The following is a 20494-nucleotide window of genomic DNA, read 5'->3' on the forward strand; positions in this document are numbered from 1 at the left end:
ATTTCGGGAAAACAGGCGATTCTGATAGCGGGGCCGACCGCGAGCGGCAAGTCGGGCCTGGCTCTCGAACTCGCCGAGCGCTTCGGCGGCACCGTGGTCAATGCCGATTCCATGCAGGTCTATGACGGTCTCCGCATCCTGACAGCGCGGCCGGACGCCGGGGATCTCGCCCGCGCGCCGCACCGGCTCTACGGCCATGTCGATCCGCGCGATGCCTATTCGGCCGGCGCCTATACACGCGACTGCGAAGTATTGCTGACGGAATTGCGCGGCGCCGCCATCCTGCCGATCTTCTGCGGCGGGACCGGACTGTATTTCAAGGCCTTGCTCGGACTTCTCGATACCATGCCGGCGGTTCCCGACTCCTTGCGGCAGGCCTGGCGTCGCCGGCTGGCAGAGGAGGGGCCGGCGGCGCTCCATAGCCTCTTGGTCGAGCGCGACCCGGCTGCCGCGGCGCGCATCGCTCCGGCGGACGGCCAGCGGATCGTCCGGGCGCTCGAGATTGCCGATGTGGCGGGAAGACCGCTGTCGGAACTGCAGGCGGGGCAGGGGCGGCCGCTCATCGACGGCGGGCGCTGCGTGAAGATCGTGCTGACGCCGGACCGCGCCGTCCTGCGTGAGCGGATCGCGCAACGCTTTGATTCCATGGTGGAGTCCGGCGCAATGGAGGAGGTCCGGGACTTCCGCCGCCGGTTCGGGGCGGTGGGCGGAACCGCAGGCAAGGCGATCGGCCTCGCCGAGCTTGGCGCGGTCATCGACGGACAGGCGTCGCTTGAAGCCGCGAGCGAGAGGGCGATCGCGCGCACGCGCCAATACGCCAAGCGGCAGGAGACATGGTTCCGTCACCAGTTCGGCCCGGACTGGCTCAGGATTCCCTTGAGGAATGTGACGGAAATCGCTGCCTTGGAGGTATTCCGTTAAGCCGCCGGTGAGCAGAGCCGGCTATGGATCGATCGCACATCATTCAGGACCGATCGATCGATGAAACTGGGCAAGGCCGAATTGCCGGTGGTTCTGCTGCTCGCCGCGCTCGCGGCTGCGGCTGCCTCCTTCAGTGCGGACCACCTGCTCGCTCCGCCGGCCCTCGGCGTGCTGCTGCGCGGCGCACCGGCGGCGCCCGTGGCAGCGGCGTTCTGGCTCGGCGTCACCTCCCTCTGCGGCGCGATGATCCTCTGTATCGGCTGGGTCCTGCCGGCGGTTCGGCGACAGTCGAAGGAACAGGGCAAGCTGCAGTCGCTGACCGGACTGCTGAAGCAGCGTTCGCAGGATCTGGAGCGGGCGGCCTCGACCGACGCGTTGACCGGCATGCACAATCGCCGCTTCTTCGACGAGGCCCTGCGCGAATACATCGCGGCGTTCGCGCAGGTCGGGCGGCCGCTCGGCCTCGTGATCATCGATCTCGATCGTTTCAAGGCGATCAACGACAGCTACGGCCACGACGTGGGCGACGAGGTCCTGAAGGCCGTAGCCGTCTGCCTGTTCGAGTTCACGCGCTTCCACGACGTCGTCGCCCGTCTCGGCGGCGAGGAATTCGCGGTGATGGCACCCAACATGGACATGCCGGCGCTGCGGCGTTTCGCCGACCGGATGCGCGAGGCGATCGAGGCCCTGATCATCGAGGTCGGCGGCCGGCGCGTGCCCGTGACCGCCTCGCTCGGCCTGGCGGTCACGCAGGGCGGCGACGATTCCGCGGCGCTGTTCAAGCGCGCCGACGTCAACCTCTACCTCGCCAAGCACAGCGGCCGGAACCGCGTCTGCGCCTGACGCTCCGGGGTGCCCGGCGCCCTTCGATGGCGAGCCCCGGCGGCTCATGCAACAAAAGCGTTGACAGGGGTGGCGGGGCAGGCCTAGCTTCCGGCCCATGACGAAGAACATTCTCGTAGTAGGAGCGCGCACACGCGAGACGGTCTAGAGGCCGTCCGGCGATAGCCACGTGTGCGCGACATCAAGGGCCCCGACGGGCCCTTTTTTATTGCCCCCGAGTCCCGAACTCGAGATTTCCAGGAAAGACAGCGCCTCTGACGGCGACAGGAAACGGAACGGACATGATGGACGCGAATGCTGCGAAGCGGGAGATGACGGGCGCCGAGATGGTCGTCCAGGCCCTGAAGGACAACGGCGTCACCGACCTCTTCGGCTATCCGGGCGGCGCGGTGCTGCCGATCTACGACGAGCTCTTCCAGCAGGACAGCGTCCGCCACATCCTCGTGCGCCACGAGCAGGGCGCCGGCCACGCGGCCGAGGGCTATGCCCGCTCCACCGGCAAGCCCGGCGTCATGCTGGTCACCTCCGGGCCGGGGGCCACCAATGCCGTCACGGCGCTGCAGGATGCGCTGATGGACTCGATCCCGCTCGTCTGCATCTCCGGCCAGGTCCCGACGACGCTGATCGGCTCCGACGCCTTCCAGGAGTGCGACACTGTCGGCATCACCCGGCCCTGCACCAAGCACAACTGGCTGGTCAAGGACGTCAACGACCTCGCCCGGGTCCTGCACGAGGCCTTCCACGTCGCGACGACCGGCCGCCCCGGTCCGGTCGTCGTCGACGTGCCGAAGGACGTCCAGTTCGCCACCGGCTTCTACACCCCGCCGCCGTCCAACCGCACCCACGAGAGCTATCGGCCGAAGCTCGACGCGGATCACGACCGGGTCGCCGCGGCGGTGGCGCTGCTCGCCGGAGCGAAGCGGCCGATCATCTATTCCGGCGGCGGCGTCATCAATTCGGGCCCCGAGGCGACGCGCCTGCTGCGCGAACTGGTCGAGATGACCGGCTTTCCCATCACCTCCACGCTGATGGGCCTCGGCGCCTATCCGGCGTCCGGCAAGAGCTGGATGGGCATGCTCGGCATGCACGGCACCTACGAGGCGAATCTTGCCATGCACGGCTGCGACGTCATGCTGTGCATCGGCGCGAGGTTCGACGACCGCATCACCGGCCGGCTCGACGCCTTCTCGCCGAACTCCAAGAAGATCCACATCGACATCGACCCGTCCTCGATCAACAAGAACGTCCGGGTCGACCTGCCGATCATCGGGGACGTGGCGCATGTTCTGCGCGATCTCATCGCGACCTGGAAGGCGCAAGGGGCGAAGACCGATCGCCCGGCGCTCGCCGCCTGGTGGGACGAGATCGAGACCTGGCGGGCGCGCGACTGCCTCGCCTATCGGCCGAACGACGACGTGATCATGCCGCAATACGCCATCCAGCGGCTCTATGCGGCGACGCGGGGCCGCGAGACCTACGTCTCGACCGAAGTCGGCCAGCACCAGATGTGGGCGGCGCAGTTCTACGGCTTCGAGGCGCCGAACCGCTGGCTCACCTCCGGCGGTCTCGGCACGATGGGCTACGGCCTGCCGGCCTCGATCGGCGCGGCGATCGCGCATCCGGACGCGTTGTCCGTCTGCATCGCCGGCGATGCCTCGGTGCTGATGAACATGCAGGAGATGTCGACCGCCGTGCAGCACGGCGCCAACGTCAAGATCTTCATCCTCAACAACCAGTATATGGGCATGGTCCGGCAGTGGCAGCAGCTGCTCCACGGCAACCGGCTGTCGCACTCCTACACCGAGGCGCTGCCGGACTTCGTCAAGCTCGCCGAGGCCTATGGCGGCGTCGGCATGCGCTGCGAGAAGCCGGGCGACCTCGACGCGGCGATCGAGGAGATGCTGGCCGTCGACGCGCCGGTCCTCTTCGACTGCCGCGTCGCCAACCTCGCCAACTGCTTCCCGATGATCCCGTCGGGCAAGGCGCACAACGAGATCCTGCTGCCGGAGGAGGCGACGGACGAGGCGGTGGCGCGGGCGATCGACGCCAAGGGCAAGGCGCTCGTCTGATCCACGGCGTGGCCGAAACGTACGGTATTGCCCCATGACGAACGGCCGGCGCTGCAAAGCGCCGGCCGTTTACGCGACTGGCGTCCGGTTGGCGTGCCCGTCAGCCGCCCTTCTTGAACTCGACCCGGCGTCCATCCGAGCGGACTTCCAGGACGAAGGGGGTGCCGCGGGAGTCGTCGCCGGAAAAGACGAAGAAGCTGCGATAGTTGTCGCGGCTCGACAGCATGACGCTCTTCACGTCGGCACCCGGCAGGACCGCGTCGGTGATGTGGGCGATCGGCGGGGGCACGTCCTCCGGCGCGATCTGGCGGTCGACCTTGCGCACATGCCCGTCCGGATCCACCGCGACCAGGACGGTGGCGCCGCGGCGGGTCTTGCCGCGCAGCGCGTAGATCTTCTGGGTCTTGTCGCCTTCCAGCGAGACGCTGTCGAACCGCGCGCCGGGAAGCGCCATCTCGGCATTGCCGATCACGGTCATCGGCACCGGGATCATGTCCGGCTCGCCGGTCTCGCCCGAGGCGATGCGCTCGTGCGATTTCGGGCTGTTGCCGTGGCCGGCTTCGCCCGGCGGCGTGGCCTCGTCGGCCCGCACGGCGGGCTTGTCCGTTTCGTCCGCGCCGGCCGCATCCTTGGCCATCGCCGTCTCGCCGGCCGCACTGTCGTCGCGCGCGGCCTCGCTGACCGAGGCGGACGGCGTCTGGCCGGCGACGCCGGCGGCATGCACCGCCATCGCGGTGTTGGGGGTTGGCGCTGAGCCGGCCGGGCTCGTCCCGCCAGTGCTGCCGTTCTGTGTCAGCGCCTGCGGCGGCTCGGCGAGATCCGCATTCCCCTTGATCTGGGAGGACGCCTGCTCGGCGCTCTGGTCGATCGCGGTCGTCGGCTGGTGTTCACCGGTCGCTTCGGCGTTCGCGGCCTTGCGGGCAGGCGCCGTGCTCGACTGGTCGGCGCCATTCGGCCCCGGCTGGAGCGTATCCGGCGTCTTGCCGAGATCCGCCCCGCCCTTCATCTCCTCGGCGGCATTCTTGCCGCTTTCTTCGATGGCATCGGATGCCGTCCCGCCACCTTGCGCGGTGGACAGGTCGGCGGGCCCGCCAGCCGGCCCGGCCTCGGCCGCGGATGTCGCCTGCGGCGCGATCGCCGGCGGCTTCTGGAGGTCGGCTCCCTGTTTCAGCTCGGACGCAGCCTTGGCGGCGCTCCGGTCGATCGCCTGCGCCGGGGCGGTCTGGTCCCCGCTGCCGGCCGCGGCGTCGCCGGCCTTGCCGGAACCGGCATCGCCATTTCCGCTCTCCTGCGGCACCGCGACCAGCGAGCCGTTCCGGCAGGTCAGGAGGAACGTGCCGTCCATCCCCTGCACCGTCAGGAGGAGTTCGAACCCCGCCTTCGTGGCCGCGGGGGCGCACTGATCGCCGGAGGCGGTCTGCGCGCCGGCAGCGGCGGGCACGGCGACCAATGCCGCCGCAGTCAGGAAGGTGAGCTGTCGCATGTCGAAGTCTCCCGCTTGTCCCGCGCCCGGCCTGGGCGTCCGCCTGTCCTGCACTCGGCCGGACCCGGTCTGTCGCATGGCTAGATGCAATCCGGATGACCATCGTCCAGCTTGGTGGCATCGGCGGCGGTCGATCAGCACGATCGCTTTCAATTTGCGAATTCCCGGCTATGGTGCCGCTTCCGTGATCATCTGCCCGGGTTTTCCTCATGAGCCAGACCGTTCAGCCGCCCGCATCGGCCTATTTCATCACGCCGGAGAAAGAGGCGATCGAGACGCGGACGCTCGCCATCCTGGTCGACAACGAGCCGGGTGTGCTGGCGCGGGTGATCGGCCTGTTCTCCGGCCGCGGCTACAACATCGAGAGCCTGACGGTGTCGGAGACCGAGCATGAGCGGCATCTGTCGCGCATCACCGTCGTCACCCGCGGCGCGCCGCACGTCATCGAGCAGCTGAAGAGCCAGCTCGACCGGATCGTGCCCGTGCACCGCGTCGTCGATCTCACCCGCGCTGCGGGCGAGGACGGCGAGACCGGCCCGATCGAGCGCGAACTCGCGATCGTCAAGGTGGCGGGGCAGGGGGAGCGGCGGGTCGAGGCGCTGCGGCTGTCCGACGTCTTCCGCGCCAAGGTGATCGACTCCTCGATCGAGCATTTCGTCTTCGAGATCACCGGCCGGCCCTCGAAGATCGACAAGTTCGTCGCGATCATGGCGCCGCTCGGCCTCGTCGAGATCTGCCGGACCGGCGTCGCGGCGCTGTCGCGCGGTAAGGACGGGATGTAGGCCCGGGCCGGCGCCCAAGGACGGGCGGCGAAACGCGATTGGGATCGCCGCAGTCTCGCCTGCCGCCGGGCCTGCGTCCGCGCTTCCGAAGGGGCCGGAACCCGCGCGTGAAGCCCGGTTGAGTCGTGCAAGGAGCGCCCGTGCCGAACCTTCGGTTGCTCCGGCGGCCCGTCTTCTACTCCGCGTTCCGCCGCAGCCGGCGCTGCCGGAGCAAAAATCAGCTATTGCTTGAACTTTATTGCGATATGTTAACTTATTAGGCGGATGACTCGGGAGAGCGACATGCAGCACGCGGGGCTTCCGCCGTTTCAGGAAGGCGAGGAAGACCGCTATCGTCTGCTGGTGAACGCGATCACCGACTATGCGATCTACATGCTCGACGCCGGCGGCTACGTTTCCAGCTGGAACGCCGGCGCGCAGCGCTTCAAGGGCTATGAGAGCTCGGAGATTCTCGGCCGCCACTTCTCGCAGTTCTTCACGGAGCAAGACCGGGCCTCGGGACTGCCGCAGCGGATCCTCGCGACCGCCGCGCGGGAGGGCCGGTTCGAAAGCGAAGGCTGGCGTGTGCGCAAGAGCGGCGAACGCTTCTGGGCGCATGTGATCGTCGATTCGATCCTCAGCCCGTCCGGCGAGATCCTCGGTTTCGCCAAGGTCACGCGCGACCTCACCGACCGGCGCAAGAGCGAGGCCGCGCTGAGGAACAGCGAGGCGCAGTTCCGCATCCTGGTGAACGGCGTGACCGACTACGCGCTGTACATGCTGGATCCGGAGGGGCATGTCTCCAGCTGGAACGCCGGCGCAGAGCGGATCAAGGGCTATTGCGCAGACGAGATCCTCGGCCAGCACTTCTCGCGGTTCTACACGCCGGAGGATCGCGAGCGCGGGGAGCCGCAGCGCAGTCTCTCGATCGCCGCACGGGAGGGCCGGTTCGAGACGGAATCCTGGCGCATGCGCAAGGACGGCAGCCGCTTCTTTGCGCATGTCGTGCTGGATGCGATCCATGACGAGCACGGCGCGCTGATCGGCTTTGCCAAGATCACCCGCGACGTCACGGAACGCCGCAACGCCGAGCATCAGCTCGATGCGGCGCGCGAAGCCCTGTTCCAGTCGCAGAAGATGGAGGCGATCGGCCAGCTGACGGGCGGCATCGCGCATGATTTCAACAATCTCCTGACGGCGGTGCTCGGCAATATCGAACTGGCGCTGAAGCGGCTGCCGGAGGACGCCGAGGTCGTGCCGCTCCTGCGCAACGCGCTCACCGGGGCCGAACGCGGCGCCGCGCTGATCGAGCGGATGCTGGCCTATGCCCGGCATCAGGAACTGAAGCCCATGGCGGTGGCCGTCGCCGATCTCGTGCGCAGCCTTCGGGATCTGATGGCGCGCTCGCTCGGCCCCGACGTCTCGGTCGTGATCGATCTGCCGGACGCCGTCTGCTCCGTCCAGGCCGATCCGAACCAGCTGGAATCGGCGGTCCTGAACCTGATGGTGAACGCCCGCGACGCGATGCCGTCCGGTGGCACGATCACGATCGCCCTCCATGAGGAGACGATCGCGGCCGGCCACGAGACGCGGCTGCGGCCAGGCCGCTACGTCTGCCTGTCGGTGATCGACAGCGGCGAGGGGATGGACGAGGCGACGCTGGCGAGGGCGCGCGAACCCTTCTTCACCACCAAGGGGGTCGGCAAGGGCACCGGGCTCGGGCTCTCCATGGTCCACGGCCTGGCCGAGCAGCTCGGCGGACGGCTCGTCATGAAGAGCCGGCTCGGGGAGGGCACCACGATCTCGCTGTGGCTGCCGGCCTCGGTGGAACTCGCGCCGCAGCCGGCTGCGCCCGGCGACGAGCCGTTGCCGGCTGCCGAGCCCTCTCGCAGCCTCACCGTGCTCGCCGTCGACGACGACGGACTGGTGCTGATGAATCTCGAGGCCATGCTGGAGGATCTCGGCCACCGTCCAGTGGTGGCGATGTCGGGAGAAGAGGCGCTGAAAGTCCTCGGCAATTCGCCGGAGATCGATCTCGTCATCACCGATCACGCCATGCCCCGGCTGACCGGCGCCCAGCTCGCCAGGACGGTTGCGGCGAGCCGGCCGGATCTGCCGGTGATCCTGGCGACGGGCTATGCCGAACTCCCGGCGGGAGAGAGCTGCCGGGTCCAGATGCTGGCAAAGCCCTACGGGCTGCGTGAACTGGAACGGGCGATCGCCCTCGCCACGGCGTGAGGCGCGAGGGCGCGGCGGTAGGCAGACGCGGCGCGGCATGCTCTAAAGCCCGGGTGGATCCCGAACGGGAATCACGGTCTGTTCACGCGCCGGCGGAGTGCTCTTGAAACTGTCACCCCAGCAGGACGAGGCCCTGAAGGCCGTCGCCGACTGGCTCGATCGCGGCGATCAGCCGATCTTTCGCCTGTTCGGCTATGCCGGCACCGGCAAGACCACGCTCGCCCGGCATTTCGCCGAGGGCATCGACGGCGCCGTGCAGTTCGCCGCCTTTACCGGCAAGGCGGCACAGGTGCTGCGCTCCAAGGGCGCCAAGAGTGCGCGCACCATCCACTCGCTGATCTACCGGCCGCGCGGCGAGGAGACGGTCGAGGACGAGGTGAGCGGCGCCTCGCGGGTGTCGCCGACCTTCTCGCTCAACCGCCAGAGCCCCGTCGCCAAGGCCAAGCTCGTCGTCGTCGACGAATGCTCCATGGTGGACGAGGCGCTCGGCCGCGACCTCATGACGTTCGGCACGCCGATCCTCGTCCTCGGCGATCCCGGCCAGTTGCCGCCCGTCTCCGGCGGCGGCTTCTTCACCGAGGCAGAGCCGGACTTCCTCCTGACCGAGATCCACCGCCAGGCCCGCGACAACCCGATCGTCGAGCTGGCGCTCGCCGTGCGCGAGGGCCGCGAGCTGATGTACGGCGACTACGGCACGGCGCAGATCATCTCCAAGCGGGAGGTCGAGCAGGAGAAGGTCCTGGCGGCAGACCAGGTACTCGTCGGCACCAACCGCACGCGCCGGCGCTACAACGCCCGCCTGCGGGAGCTGAAGGGCTTCGACGGACCGCTGCCGATGGCCGGCGACAAGCTGGTGTGCCTCAGGAACGACCCCGCGAAGGGGCTGCTCAACGGCTCGCTCTGGCAGGTGATGACCGCCTCGCGCGAGACCGCCAAGCCGGGCATCAATCTGCTCGTCAAGCCGGACGACGACGACATCGATCAGGGGGCGGCGAAGATCCGCCTGCTGAAGTCGGCCTTCGAGGAGCCGGACGCCGAGGTCCCCTGGGCGACCAAGAAGCGCTTCGACGACTTCGACTTCGGCTATGCGCTGACGGTGCACAAGGCGCAGGGGTCGCAGTGGGACGACGTCATGCTCTTCGACGAGAGCTGGGCGTTCCGCGACACGCGCGAGCGCTGGCTCTATACCGCCATCACGCGCGCCGCAGAGCGCCTCACCATCGTCAAGTGAAGCGCGCCCTGCCTCTTTGTCAGAGGCCGGTCCGCGGGACCATCGTTCGGATCATTCCGCCGGCGCCAGCGTCGGCACGGACGCCGTGGCCGGGCTCCTGACGAACAGCCACAGGAACATCGCCCCGCCGATGATGACGATCGGCGCGCCGATCATCAGGAACGGGTTCGGCTGCCCGCTGGCATCGATCATCACCTTGCCGGTGAGAAGGATCACTGTGCCGGCTTCGTAGACGACGAGCTGCGGCAGGGCGAGCCGGCTCTCCCGGAGCGTCGGCCAGGCCTTGTGCGTCAGCCCGAACAGCACCGAGGCGACGAAGCCGAGCAGGCCGATATGGGCGTGCGACTGGGCGAAGTTCGGATGGCCGCTGGCGCCGAGCCAGGTGCCGAACGCGGCCGAGCCGATCAGCCAGGCGAGGCCGAGGGAGATGTAGAGCTTGTCGATGTTGCGCATATCAGAATTCCCGATCAGCGAAGTGTTTGAACGGCTATGAAGACTGCATGTGCCCCGAACATCTCCACAAGCACGGCCCGATCCCGGCACTGTCTCAAATCGAAAACATTGCGGCGACGGCTCGTATTGCAGAGGCGAGTTCTTGACGAACCCGGCGCCAGAAAACAGAAGAGGCGGCCTTCGTCAAGGCCGCCTCACGCAAGGTCAAGAAAAAGATGCGGGTGCTGTCAGCAACCACTGCCCAAGAGATAGGCCCTGCCGTCCTGGACGCGGTCCACCTTCACGGAGCAGCCGTTGCCGAGGTCGGCCGAGGAGCCGGCCTTCACCTGCTGGCGACCGGCGCCCATGACGTAGATCGTCGCGGCATTGTCGTTGATCGCCGACAGGAAGACCATGTGGTTGCCGACGTTCTGGGTCTCTCCGACCTGCAGCCCGCCACTGCCATTGCCGTTCGAGGACTGCTGCTGACCGCCGGCAGGCTGGGCGGCAGCGCCATTGGCCGGCTGCTGGTTCGTCGGCTGGCCGCTGGCCACGCCATTCGGCTGGGCATTGCTGCCGGACTGCTGGCCGGCGCCATTGCCGGAGGCCGGCTGCATCTGCTGCTGGCCCGAGGCCGGCTGGGCCGCACCGGCAGGGCTGCCCGACGCGCCGCCGTTGCAGCCCTGTGAGGTCAGGCTCGCCTGGTCGTTGTCGACGCTCTTCAGCGTCACCTGGCAGCCATTGCCGGCATCCATCGACGAGCCGACCCGGACCACCTGCCGGTCGGCACCGCCCTGCGGGAAGGCTGCGCCGTTCGCCATCGGCAGGAGCGTCGCCTGGTTGTCGCCGATCGCGGAGACGAAGATCTTCGTCTGTCCGAAATTCGCGACGCTGCCGACGGAGACGGTCGCCGAGGTGGCGCTCGCCTGCTGTCCCGACGGCTGAGCCTGCTGGCTGCCGGCATTGCCCTGCTGCTGCCCGCCGGACGCCGCCTGCTGCTGCGCGTTGCCGGCGGCCGGCCGGGAGTTGCCGGCACTGCCGCTGGAGGCGTTCCCGCCGGACTGGTTGTCGCCGGCCGGCGCGGCCGCCTGCGAGCCGGAGGCGTTGCCGCCGTTACATCCCGCGGCCGCCAGGCTCGCCTGGTCGTTGTCGATGCTCTTCAGTGTCACCTGGCAGCCATTGCCGGCATCCATGGACGAGCCGACCGTCACCGTCTGCCGATTCGTGCCGCCCTGCGGGAAGGCGGCGCCGTTCGCCATCGGCAGGAGGGTGGCGGCATTGTCGCCGATTGCCGAGACGAAGATCTTCGTCTGGCCGAAGTTCGCGACCCCGCCGACGGGAACCGTCGCGGAGGTGGCGGCAGGCTGCTGCCCGCCGGCAGCGCCGGCGTTCGCCTGCTGGCCCGCGCCCGGTGAGGCGGCCGCCTGCTGCTGTCCGCCGGCGGATACGTTCTGCTGCGCGGTGCCCTGGCGGGTATTGCCGTTCGCTGCGGCCTGCTGTCCGTTGCCGGCCGCGGCGCCCTGCTGGCCGCTGCCGGAATTGCCGCCCGCGGCCTGCTGCTGGCCCTTGCCCGAGCCGCCTCCGCAGCCGTTCGCCGAGAGATAGGCCGCGCCGGCCGCGATGCCCGCCACCGTCACCTGGCAGTCGCCGGCGACGCTGACCGAGGCGCCGGGCTGCACAGACTGCAGGCGGCCGCTGATGCCGATGGTCGCGGACTGGCCGTCCGAGGCGAGGCCGGAGAGCTGGACCGTTTGACCGCCGAAGATCGCCGCCTGGCCGGGCAGGAGGATCGCGCCGCTGGGGCCTATCTGGTTGGCGAGAGCCGCAGGATCGCCGCCGGCCTGGCTTCCGCCGGCCTGTCCGCCGTTATTGCCGCCGCCGGACGCCGCCGGACGCTGGCCGAGCTGCTGCACCGACTGCTGCACGCCCTGCAGCGCCTGCGCGATCTGGTCGAGCTTCTGCGACATGTCGTTGGAGTTTTGCGAGGCCTGTGCCGCCTGGCCCTGCTTCTGGACCGCCTGCATCAGCGCATCGGTCCGCGTCTGGACCTCGTTGCCGAGCTTGGCGATCTCCTGCTGCAGGCCGCCCACCGCCTGCTTCACGCCGGCGCTCGTCTGATCCGCCTGCTGCGACAGGCCGCTGTTCAACTGCTGGACGTTGGTCTGGATGTCGGCGATCGGCTTCTTCAGCTGATCGACCTCCCGCGTCACCTGCCGGTTCACGCTGCCGACATTCGGACTGATCAGCCAACCGATGAACAGGCCGACGAGGCCTGCGATCACGATCGGGATGAATTTCGAGCCACCCATGGGTCTCCCTCCCAACACAGCCAATGGGGGCAGAAGACAGGGGCGGGCGGGGGAATGTCAACATGGCAGCCGCCTGAGAAATTCTCTCTATCGGCGCATTGACGGCCGCCGCCTCGACCCTAGGCAGCCGGGCGGCTGGCGTCCGGGCGAGCGATGCAGTATGCCCCCGCCATCCGGGACAGGACGAACGGCGAGGGGATCATGGCGACGGCTCTTTCGGTCAATCTCAACGCCGTGGCGATGCTGCGCAACCGCCGCGACCTGCCCTGGCCGAGCGTCACCGGGATCGGTCGCATCGCGCTTGCGGCGGGCGCGCACGGGCTGACGGTCCACCCGCGGCCGGACCAGCGCCACATCCGCTTTTCCGACCTTCCGGCGATCCGGCAGCTGATCGACGACGAGTTTCCCGGCGCCGAGTTCAACATCGAGGGCTATCCGAGCGGGGACTTCCTCGACCTCGTCGCCGCGGCGCGGCCGGAACAGGTGACCCTGGTGCCGGACGATCCGAGCCAGCCGACCTCCGACCATGGCTGGGACTTCGTTGCCGACGCCGCGCTCCTGAAGCCGGTCGTCGCGCGGCTGAAGGCAGAGGGGGCGCGCGTGTCGCTGTTCGCCGATGCCGAGCCCGGCGCGATGGCGGCTGCCGCCGACACCGGCTGCGACCGCGTCGAACTCTACACCGGACCCTATGGCGGCACCTTCGCCGATCCCGACGCGGCCGCCCGGGAAGTGGAGCGGCTTGGTGCCGCAGCCGATGCCGCCTTCGCCGTCGGCCTCGGCGTCAACGCCGGTCACGACCTGACGGTCGCGAACCTTCCCCCGCTCGTGCGCCGCATCCCGGGGCTCGCCGAGGTCTCGATCGGCCACGGCCTGACCGCCGATGCGCTGGAATACGGGATGGCGGAGACCGTTCGGCGGTTCCGCCGGGCCTGCGGCCAAGTCGTCTGAAGACCGGAGTGCTGTAGAGCGGCAGAAGAGCGATGGTCCGCACGCGGCTCGTCATGGGGATGACTCACGGAGGCTTAGCCATGCATCGACGCCGCGCCTTGCAGTCTTGCAGCAACAGGACTATCTAGCGCCCGGGTTTTGCATCGCAGCAAGGGCAACTGGGCCGCCCCGCCAGATCGCGCGGCCGAGTACATTGATGATCACCACCACTGCAGACGACAGCGCTTCGCCGAATGAGGCGGCGGGCAAGCCCGCGGACGCGTCACATTCCCCAGCCGATGCGGCCAATCACGAAGTGCATCAGGCGCATGGGGGCTCTCTTCCGATTCTGATCCTCGGCGCGCTCGGCGTCGTCTACGGCGATATCGGCACCAGTCCGATCTACGCGTTGCGCGAGGCGCTGAACGTGGCGGCCTCCGACGGCGCGCTGGTGCGCGAGGACGTGCTCGGCGTCCTATCGCTGATCGTCTGGTCGCTCGTGCTGATCGTGACGGTGAAATATGTCAGCTTCGTCCTGCGGGCGGACGACGAGGGCGAGGGCGGCACGCTGTCGCTGATGTCGCTGGCGCGCAAGGGCTTCACCGCGCAGCCGGCGATCATCCTGATCCTCGGCGTCGTCGGCGCCGCGCTGTTCGTCGGCGACGCGATGATCACGCCGGCGATCTCGGTGCTCTCGGCCGTCGAGGGGCTGAACACGGTGACCCCGGCCTTCGAGCCCTATATCGTCCCGATCACCATCGTCATCCTGTTCGCGCTGTTCGCGGTCCAGCGGTTCGGCACCGGCGTCGTCGCGGCCGTCTTCGGGCCGGTGATGTGCCTCTGGTTCCTGGCGCTCGGCGCCTCCGGCCTCGTCCACATCTTCGACGATCCGTCGGTGCTGTCGGCCTTCGATCCGGCGCATGCGATCTTCTTCCTGATCGACAATCCCGGGCTGTCCTTCGCCGCGATGGGCGCCGTGTTCCTGGCGGTGACCGGCGCCGAGGCGCTCTATGTCGATCTCGGCCATTTCGGCCGTAAGCCGATCATCGCCGCCTGGCTGATCCTCGTCTTCCCCTGCCTGCTGCTCAACTATTTCGGCCAGGGCGCCTATGCGCTGAAGACCGGCGGCAACCTCTCCAACATCTTCTTCGACATGCAGGCCGGCTGGGCGCTCCTGCCGATGGTGGTGCTGGCGACGCTCGCGACGGTTATCGCCAGCCAGGCGGTGATCTCCGGCGCCTATTCGCTGACCCGCCAGGCGGTGCAGATGAACATCCTGCCGCGCGCCGGCATCCGCCACACCTCCGAGACCCAGTCCGGCCAGATCTACGTGCCCCGCGTCACTTGGCTCCTCGGCCTCGGCGTCGGCCTCCTTGTGATCGGGTTCCAGCATTCGAGCAGTCTCGCCGTCGCCTACGGCATCGCGGTCACCGGCCAGATGCTGGTGACGAGCGTGCTCCTGTTCATCGTGATGCGCCGGGTCTGGCGCTGGGCGCTGTGGCTCGCCGTGCTGCCGACGCTGGTCTTCGTCGTCGTCGACAGCGCCTTCCTCGCCGCCAACGGCGCCAAGGTGGCGCAGGGCGGCTGGGTGTCGCTGGCGGTGGCGTCGGTGATGTGCCTCGTCATGTGGACCTGGGTGCGCGGCAGCCGCTGCCTCGTCGACAAGACGCGCCGCAACGAGGTGCCGCTCGACCTGATCGTGCGGCAGATGGAGAAGAAGCCGCCGACGACCGTGCCGGGGACGGCGATCTTCCTTACCGGCGATCCCGACTTCGCGCCGACGGCGCTGCTGCACAGCCTCAAGCACTACAAGGTGCTGCACGAGACCAATGCGATCATGACGATCCAGACGTCGGCCTCCCCGCACGTGCCGGACGAGCAGCGGGTGCGCATCGAGCGGATCAGCGAGCACTTCATGAAGGTCTGCCTGACCTACGGCTACATGGACGAGCCGAACGTGCCGCGTGCTCTCGTCCTGTGCCGCAAGCAGGGCTGGAAGTTCGACATCATGACGACGTCCTTCTTCCTCTCCCGCCGCTCGCTGAAGGCCTCGAAGGACGTCGGCATGCCGCTCTGGCAGGACCAGCTGTTCATCGCGCTGACCCGCAATGCCACCGACGCGACGGCCTATTTCCAGATCCCGACCGGGCGGGTGGTGGAGATCGGCACGCAGGTGGTGATCTGAGGCGCGAGCCCCACGCCGGCATCGTCGCAGGCGTTCCGGCCTTCACCGTCCGTCTTGCGAGATGACGAAGCAGTCGCGCCCCGCGGCCTTGGCGGCATAGAGGCAGTCGTCGGCCCTCTTCATCGCCGCCTGGAGGCTCGAGCCGGGCGTGATCGTCGCTCCTCCGATCGATACCGTCAGGCCGATCCGCCGTTCCGCGATGACCCGACCATCGGTGCGCATCCGCCGGCAGATCCCGGCCGCGACAGGCTCGATCCTTTCCTGATCCGCAGCCGGGAGGAACACGGCGAATTCTTCGCCGCCAATCCGGCCGACGAGCGCGTCGGGCGGAACGCAACAGGCGAGCGTCGCGCCCAGTTGCTGCAGTGCCTTGTCGCCGACGTCATGGCCATGGCTGTCGTTGATGCGTTTGAAATGATCGGCATCGACGAGCAGGACCGCTCCGCCCCGGCCCATGGCCTGGCGCGCCGATTCCAGGAAGTAGTTGCGCGCCAGCGCGCCTGTCAGCGGATCGAATTTGACGAAAGCCTCGATCTTGTCGATCGCCGCGGTGACCATCCGCACGATCCGGAGCGCAAAGACGGACACCGGGAAGGCGATCACCAGAGGCAGCCCGATCGCGAGCAGCATGGCGAACGCTCGCGCCTGGAGGGGCAGGGCCAGGGTGACGACATAGACGAAGGCAGCCGTCGGCATCACCGCGATCAAGGTGATCAGCAGCGACATCCGGAAGATGTCTCGATTGGTGCGCACGGACGGCATGCCGCGGTTCTATCCTTCCTGCCTTAAGAAGCTTTCGACGGCATCGCTGCATTTCTCCGGAGTGCGGCCGGACGGTCCGCGACCTTCGCGATGTCTTGAGCAGGGCGGCGCCCACACGCCTCCTGTGGCTCTGCCCCTTGCGCGCCGCCGTCAACCGCGCTATCGAGCCGAACCGTAACGTACGGTACGGCCGCTGCCGCGGTGGATGGGGGACCCGTGAACCAGCAGAGCGTCGACATCGAGCAGATGAGCGCGCGTCAGCGCGACGTGCTCGACGCCGTGCTGGCGCTGGTGCGCGAGGAGCACCGCGCGCCGACGATGACCGCCGTCGCCAGGGCCGCCTCCTGTTCGAAGGAGACGCTCTACAAGTGGTTCGGCGATCGCGACGGCCTGCTAACCGCCATGGTGCAGTGGCAGGCCTCGCGGGTGAGGGGCCTGCCGCTTCCCTCCGGCAGCCTCGACCGCGCGGCGCTGATCGGCAGCCTGACGGAATTCGCGCGCAACTGGCTGGCGGTGATCTCCGGCCCGACCTCCGTGGCGCTGAACCGGCTCGCCATCGCGGAAGCCGGATCCAGCGGCGCCGACCTCGGCGCCATCGTCCTCAGGAACGGCCCGATCGCGATGGCGCGGCGGCTGACGCCGGCGCTGGAGGCGGGACGGTCGGCGGGTCTTCTCGCCTTCACTGATACCGACGATGCGGCCCGCGTGTTCTTCGGCCTGGTCGTGCGCGACGTGCAGATCCGCCTCCTCCTTGGCGAAGCGCCGGCGCTGAGCGAGGCTGCGATCGCGCGCGATGCGAGCCGGGCGGCCCACCAGTTCTTCGCCCTTTACGGGGCGGACGAGAAACGGCCGGCAACGGCCGGAGCCAAGCAGTCAACAGAGACAGTCTAGAAGGAGGACATCTCATGCGCGTCTATTACGATCGCGACGCCGATCTCGGTCTCATCAAGTCGAAGAAGGTCGGCGTGATCGGCTATGGCAGCCAGGGCCGGGCCCATGCGCTGAACCTGAAGGATTCTGGTGTGTCGGACATCGCGATCGCGCTGCGTCCGGGGTCTGCGACCGCCAAGAAGGCCGAGGCCGACGGCTTCAAGGTGATGAGCGTCGCCGAGCTCGCCGGCTGGGCGGACCTGATGATGATGGCGACGCCGGACGAACTCCAGGCCGACATCTATAAGAACGAGATCGCGCCCAACATCCGCGACGGTGCGGCGATCGCCTTCGCCCACGGCCTGAACGTCCACTTCGGCCTGATCGAGCCGAAGTCGACCATCGACGTGCTGATGGTCGCGCCGAAGGGCCCCGGCCATACCGTGCGCTCCGAGTATCAGCGCGGCGGGGGGGTGCCCTGCCTCGTCGCCGTCCACCAGGACGCCTCCGGCAACGCGCTCGACCTCGGCCTTTCCTACGCCTCGGGCGTCGGCGGCGGCCGCTCGGGCGTCATCGAGACGACCTTCCAGGAAGAGTGCGAGACCGATCTCTTCGGCGAGCAGGTCGTGCTCTGCGGCGGCCTCGTGGAGCTGATCCGCGCCGGCTTCGAGACGCTGGTGGAAGCCGGCTACGCGCCGGAAATGGCCTACTTCGAGTGCCTGCACGAGGTGAAGCTGATCGTCGACCTCATCTATGAGGGCGGCATCGCCAACATGAACTACTCGATCTCGAACACCGCGGAGTGGGGCGAATACGTCTCCGGCCCGCGCATCATCACGCCCGAGACCAAGGCGGAGATGAAGCGGGTGCTCTCCGACATCCAGACCGGCAAGTTCACCTCGGAATGGATGCAGGAGTACCGCTCCGGCGCGGCGCGCTTCAAGGGCATCCGCCGGCGCAACGACAAGCACCAAATCGAGGAAGTCGGCGAGAAGCTGCGCGGCATGATGCCGTGGATCAAGGCCAACGCCCTGGTCGACAAGGCGCGCAACTAGGCGGAGGCCGACGTTCTCCGCCGATCCACGGCCTCTTCCTTGCCCGCCCTCGCGGCTTTGCCGCTGCGGGCGGGCGGGGGATCAAGGCCAACGCCCTGGTCGACAAGGCGCGCAACTAGGCGGAGGCCGACGTTCTCCGCCGATCCACGGCCTCTTCCTTGCCCGCCCTCGCGGCTTTGCCGCTGTGGGCGGGCGGGGGATCAAGGCCAACGCCCTGGTCGACAAGGCGCGCAACTAGGCGGAGGCCGGCGTTTTCCGCCGATCCACGGCCTCTTCCTTGCCCGTCCTCGCGGCTTTGCCGCTGCGGGCGGGCGGGGATCAAGGCCAACGCCCTGGTCGACAGGGCACGCAACTAGATGCGAGGGGCGCGGTGCCGATGACGGGCGCCGCGGCCACGACCGTCCGTCTTTCCCCGAGCTTTGGTCTCGGGAGCGGGCGCCCGCGAGGCCGGGCGAATCGCGCGCCGCGGCTTAAGCCAATCTCAACGTCTCTGTCCTACCGTGCCGAATCGCGGGGTTCGACGGAGGCCGCAAATGACAGCGATTCCCGAAGACGAGAACCAAGAGGCGGAGCGCCGGGTCGCGCCGCGCATGCGCGTTCTGAAGCGCGCCAAGGTGATCTTCAACAACGGCTTCTCCACCTTCGACTGCGTGGTGCGCAACGTGTCCGCCACCGGCGCTCTCCTGACTCTCGCCGAATCGGCGCATCTGCCGAAGGAATTCTCGATCCGGATCGGCGAGGAGAAGGAATCGCGCCCTGCCAAGCTGATCTATCGCCGCGCGATGTTCGCGGGCATCCGCTTCCTCGACATCCCCGAGGAGATGCTCGGCACCGAGCCGTCGGTGCCCGGCCCGGCCGCGGACGCTGCCGCCGCGGAGCCGGCGGCCCCGGGCGGCATCCGCCGCATCGAGCCGGAACATCTGCCGGACGCGGTGACCCGGCTCTTCGCCTGGTCGCGCTGAGGCGCCGCCGGATCTTGCCTTGAGCCGCTTCTATGCGGGTGGGCCATACCGACCGCACATGCCGGGTAGCGTCACCTGAGACGCCGGCGGAATCGCTCTCTTGCGAGTCTTGGCCCGGATCCCGGGCTCCCATCCCAACACTTTTTTGGCCGGCATTGCCGCAGCGGCGCTGGGTTGGCGAGGAAGCCTTCGGCGACCCGGAGGTGAGGAGAAGCTGCAGTCTTCGCCCAAATCCTCCCTGTTTCTCGCACCCGCAAAATTCGCACGACAGAAGCGTGACAAAGGGGTGGACAGGGCGGGGGGGCCTGTTTATACAGCCGCTACCGCCAAGGCGCGGCCGGGTGATTAGCTCAGTTGGTAGAGCAGCTGACTCTTAATCAGCGGGTCGTAGGTTCGATCCCTACATCACCCACCATTCTTTTTTGACGCTTGAGCCACAGACGGCGGGGACACCGCTGGAAGGTGCGACGATTTTCGGCGCTGAGGGCACCGCATGAGACCGGACCGTCGCCACACGGTCCCGGTCGTCGCGGCCGACGTCTTCAGCCGCGCTTCTCCTTCGCCTTGTCCTTCAGCATCGACCAGGTGTTCTGCTGGTTCAGCATCTGCTTGAGATAGGCGACGTTCGCGGCCGCGTCCTCGGGGGAGAGTTCCGACGTCGCGATCTTCTGGGCTTCCTCGAAGCGGCCCTGCAGGCCGACCACCAGCGCCAGGTTCTGGCGGATGCGGCTGTCGCCGCCCGGCTGCGCGGCCGCGGCGCGCAGATAGCTCTCCGCCGACTTCAGATCGTTGCCGAGAAGGTAGGACATGCCGAGGTTCGACAGGACGGAGGGATCGTTCGGCTGGATGTCGAGCGCCTTTCGGTAGAGCACGCGCGCCTGGTCGAACTGGCCCATCTGGTCGAGGATGGCGCCCTCGGCCGAGAGCAGCCGCCAGTCCGGCGAATCCGGCGTCTGGGCGCGGCGGATGGTCTCCAGCGCCTTCGGCAGGTCGCCCGATGCCGCCAGCGCCTTGCCGTAGGCGGAAAGGACCTCGCGGTCGTTCGGATGGGCGATCGCCACCTGGCGCATCACCGCCAGCGACTGGTCGTTGCGGCCCGCCATCTGCAGCGCCGCCGCGTAGCCCATGCCCACCCTCTTATCCTTCGGCTCCGCGTTATAGGCGCGGTCGTAGGACTGCAGCGCTCCCTGCAGTTCGGCGGGCGACATCTCTGAGATCGGCTTCGCGCTGCCGGAGCGGCTGATCGAGCCGGTCGTCTCGTTCGACACCGAGGCGCAGCCGGATCCGGCCAGGAGGGCCGCCGCCGCCGCGCAAAGAAGCCCCTGCCGCAACCGGCGAATCGGTCTAATGTCGCGCCCGAGCATGAACTGGCTTCCTCATCCTGTTCGACATAGATGCTGAACCCGGATCGGCCGATCCGGTGTGGCGAGCCGACAATATTTTGTT

At 68.3% G+C, this 20494-nt stretch carries 16 protein-coding genes and 1 tRNA gene; 12 read left to right on the forward strand and 5 right to left on the reverse strand.

From position 1 onward, the window contains the following. From miaA to AB5S17_RS02145, 3 genes are all read left to right on the forward strand, one after another. Positions 1 to 921 (forward strand): tRNA (adenosine(37)-N6)-dimethylallyltransferase MiaA, encoded by a 921-nt coding sequence (gene miaA, locus AB5S17_RS02135; RefSeq protein ID WP_369236120.1) that lies wholly within the window; start codon positions 1 to 3, stop codon positions 919 to 921. A gap of 60 nt (positions 922 to 981) precedes the next feature. After that, entirely contained in the window at positions 982 to 1764 is a 783-nt protein-coding gene (locus AB5S17_RS02140; RefSeq protein WP_369235637.1) for a GGDEF domain-containing protein, read from the forward strand. A gap of 281 nt (positions 1765 to 2045) precedes the next feature. Then, on the forward strand, positions 2046 to 3833 hold the full coding sequence (locus tag AB5S17_RS02145; RefSeq protein WP_369235639.1) for an acetolactate synthase 3 large subunit: 1788 nt from the start codon (positions 2046 to 2048) through the stop codon (positions 3831 to 3833). Positions 3834 to 3933: 100 nt separating this feature from the next. Here AB5S17_RS02145 and AB5S17_RS02150 read toward each other — a convergent pair whose 3' ends face one another. Continuing rightward, positions 3934 to 5316 (reverse strand): hypothetical protein, encoded by a 1383-nt coding sequence (locus AB5S17_RS02150; protein ID WP_369235641.1) that lies wholly within the window; start codon positions 5314 to 5316, stop codon positions 3934 to 3936. Between the two features lie 209 nt (positions 5317 to 5525). Between AB5S17_RS02150 and ilvN the strand changes: the two genes are divergently transcribed. The 3 genes from ilvN to AB5S17_RS02165 all read left to right on the forward strand — a co-directional run bounded on the left by ilvN (position 5526) and on the right by AB5S17_RS02165 (position 9546). Next, positions 5526 to 6098 carry an acetolactate synthase small subunit gene (gene ilvN, locus AB5S17_RS02155; protein ID WP_369235643.1) on the forward strand — a complete coding sequence of 191 codons (573 nt, stop codon included), beginning with the start codon at positions 5526 to 5528 and terminating at the stop codon, positions 6096 to 6098. A 282-nt stretch (positions 6099 to 6380) separates the two neighbouring features. After that, a complete protein-coding gene (locus AB5S17_RS02160) occupies positions 6381 to 8315 on the forward strand; it encodes a PAS domain S-box protein (RefSeq protein ID WP_369235645.1) in 1935 nt (644 codons plus the stop codon). 103 nt (positions 8316 to 8418) lie between these two features. Further along, positions 8419 to 9546, forward strand: a complete 1128-nt coding sequence (locus tag AB5S17_RS02165) for an ATP-dependent RecD-like DNA helicase (protein WP_369235647.1) — start codon at positions 8419 to 8421, stop codon at positions 9544 to 9546. 51 nt (positions 9547 to 9597) lie between these two features. Here the strand turns inward: AB5S17_RS02165 and AB5S17_RS02170 are convergent, their stop codons facing one another. Both AB5S17_RS02170 and AB5S17_RS02175 read right to left on the reverse strand, forming a co-directional pair. Further along, the gene (locus tag AB5S17_RS02170) at positions 9598 to 9999 is read right to left on the reverse strand and encodes a hypothetical protein (RefSeq protein ID WP_369235649.1); all 402 of its coding nucleotides are present in this window, start codon (positions 9997 to 9999) and stop codon (positions 9598 to 9600) included. 227 nt (positions 10000 to 10226) lie between these two features. Continuing rightward, positions 10227 to 12287 carry a hypothetical protein gene (locus AB5S17_RS02175; RefSeq protein ID WP_369235651.1) on the reverse strand — a complete coding sequence of 687 codons (2061 nt, stop codon included), beginning with the start codon at positions 12285 to 12287 and terminating at the stop codon, positions 10227 to 10229. 201 nt (positions 12288 to 12488) lie between these two features. Between AB5S17_RS02175 and AB5S17_RS02180 the strand changes: the two genes are divergently transcribed. Together AB5S17_RS02180 and AB5S17_RS02185 are read left to right on the forward strand one after the other, a co-directional pair. Continuing rightward, positions 12489 to 13235 carry a pyridoxine 5'-phosphate synthase gene (locus tag AB5S17_RS02180; protein WP_369235653.1) on the forward strand — a complete coding sequence of 249 codons (747 nt, stop codon included), beginning with the start codon at positions 12489 to 12491 and terminating at the stop codon, positions 13233 to 13235. A 196-nt stretch (positions 13236 to 13431) separates the two neighbouring features. Then, the gene (locus AB5S17_RS02185; RefSeq protein WP_369235655.1) at positions 13432 to 15399 is read left to right on the forward strand and encodes a potassium transporter Kup; all 1968 of its coding nucleotides are present in this window, start codon (positions 13432 to 13434) and stop codon (positions 15397 to 15399) included. 42 nt (positions 15400 to 15441) lie between these two features. Here AB5S17_RS02185 and AB5S17_RS02190 read toward each other — a convergent pair whose 3' ends face one another. Next, positions 15442 to 16161 (reverse strand): GGDEF domain-containing protein, encoded by a 720-nt coding sequence (locus tag AB5S17_RS02190; RefSeq protein WP_369235657.1) that lies wholly within the window; start codon positions 16159 to 16161, stop codon positions 15442 to 15444. Positions 16162 to 16407: 246 nt separating this feature from the next. On the opposite strand from AB5S17_RS02190, the gene AB5S17_RS02195 reads away from it, so the two are divergent. The 4 genes from AB5S17_RS02195 (at position 16408) to AB5S17_RS02210 (ending at position 19463) form a co-directional block, all read left to right on the forward strand. Then, entirely contained in the window at positions 16408 to 17052 is a 645-nt protein-coding gene (locus AB5S17_RS02195) for a TetR/AcrR family transcriptional regulator C-terminal domain-containing protein (RefSeq protein WP_369236122.1), read from the forward strand. 14 nt (positions 17053 to 17066) lie between these two features. Continuing rightward, the gene (ilvC, locus tag AB5S17_RS02200) at positions 17067 to 18086 is read left to right on the forward strand and encodes a ketol-acid reductoisomerase (RefSeq protein WP_369235659.1); all 1020 of its coding nucleotides are present in this window, start codon (positions 17067 to 17069) and stop codon (positions 18084 to 18086) included. 533 nt (positions 18087 to 18619) lie between these two features. After that, positions 18620 to 19048: a PilZ domain-containing protein gene (locus AB5S17_RS02205; protein WP_369235661.1), complete on the forward strand. Its 429-nt coding sequence runs from the start codon at positions 18620 to 18622 to the stop codon at positions 19046 to 19048. 339 nt (positions 19049 to 19387) lie between these two features. Further along, positions 19388 to 19463: transfer RNA gene (locus AB5S17_RS02210), tRNA-Lys, on the forward strand. A 127-nt stretch (positions 19464 to 19590) separates the two neighbouring features. Here AB5S17_RS02210 and AB5S17_RS02215 read toward each other — a convergent pair. Continuing rightward, the gene (locus AB5S17_RS02215) at positions 19591 to 20412 is read right to left on the reverse strand and encodes a tetratricopeptide repeat protein (protein WP_369235663.1); all 822 of its coding nucleotides are present in this window, start codon (positions 20410 to 20412) and stop codon (positions 19591 to 19593) included. Positions 20413 to 20494: the final 82 nt, after the last annotated feature.

Origin of the sequence: Jiella sp. M17.18, assembly GCF_041027365.1 — a bacterium.
Taxonomy (GTDB): Bacteria; Pseudomonadota; Alphaproteobacteria; order Rhizobiales; family Rhizobiaceae; genus VKMB-3413.

Coding starts and splice junctions, on each gene's coding strand:
- AB5S17_RS02215 (WP_369235663.1), bottom strand. CDS start 20,412: ATGCTCGGGCGCGACATTAGACCGATTCGCCGGTTGCGGCAGGGGCTT.
- AB5S17_RS02145 (WP_369235639.1), top strand. CDS start 2,046: ATGATGGACGCGAATGCTGCGAAGCGGGAGATGACGGGCGCCGAGATG.
- ilvC (WP_369235659.1), top strand. CDS start 17,067: ATGCGCGTCTATTACGATCGCGACGCCGATCTCGGTCTCATCAAGTCG.
- AB5S17_RS02190 (WP_369235657.1), bottom strand. CDS start 16,161: ATGCCGTCCGTGCGCACCAATCGAGACATCTTCCGGATGTCGCTGCTG.
- AB5S17_RS02160 (WP_369235645.1), top strand. CDS start 6,381: ATGCAGCACGCGGGGCTTCCGCCGTTTCAGGAAGGCGAGGAAGACCGC.
- AB5S17_RS02195 (WP_369236122.1), top strand. CDS start 16,408: ATGAGCGCGCGTCAGCGCGACGTGCTCGACGCCGTGCTGGCGCTGGTG.
- AB5S17_RS02150 (WP_369235641.1), bottom strand. CDS start 5,316: ATGCGACAGCTCACCTTCCTGACTGCGGCGGCATTGGTCGCCGTGCCC.
- AB5S17_RS02185 (WP_369235655.1), top strand. CDS start 13,432: ATGATCACCACCACTGCAGACGACAGCGCTTCGCCGAATGAGGCGGCG.
- AB5S17_RS02175 (WP_369235651.1), bottom strand. CDS start 12,287: ATGGGTGGCTCGAAATTCATCCCGATCGTGATCGCAGGCCTCGTCGGC.
- AB5S17_RS02140 (WP_369235637.1), top strand. CDS start 982: ATGAAACTGGGCAAGGCCGAATTGCCGGTGGTTCTGCTGCTCGCCGCG.
- AB5S17_RS02170 (WP_369235649.1), bottom strand. CDS start 9,999: ATGCGCAACATCGACAAGCTCTACATCTCCCTCGGCCTCGCCTGGCTG.
- AB5S17_RS02180 (WP_369235653.1), top strand. CDS start 12,489: ATGGCGACGGCTCTTTCGGTCAATCTCAACGCCGTGGCGATGCTGCGC.
- AB5S17_RS02205 (WP_369235661.1), top strand. CDS start 18,620: ATGACAGCGATTCCCGAAGACGAGAACCAAGAGGCGGAGCGCCGGGTC.
- ilvN (WP_369235643.1), top strand. CDS start 5,526: ATGAGCCAGACCGTTCAGCCGCCCGCATCGGCCTATTTCATCACGCCG.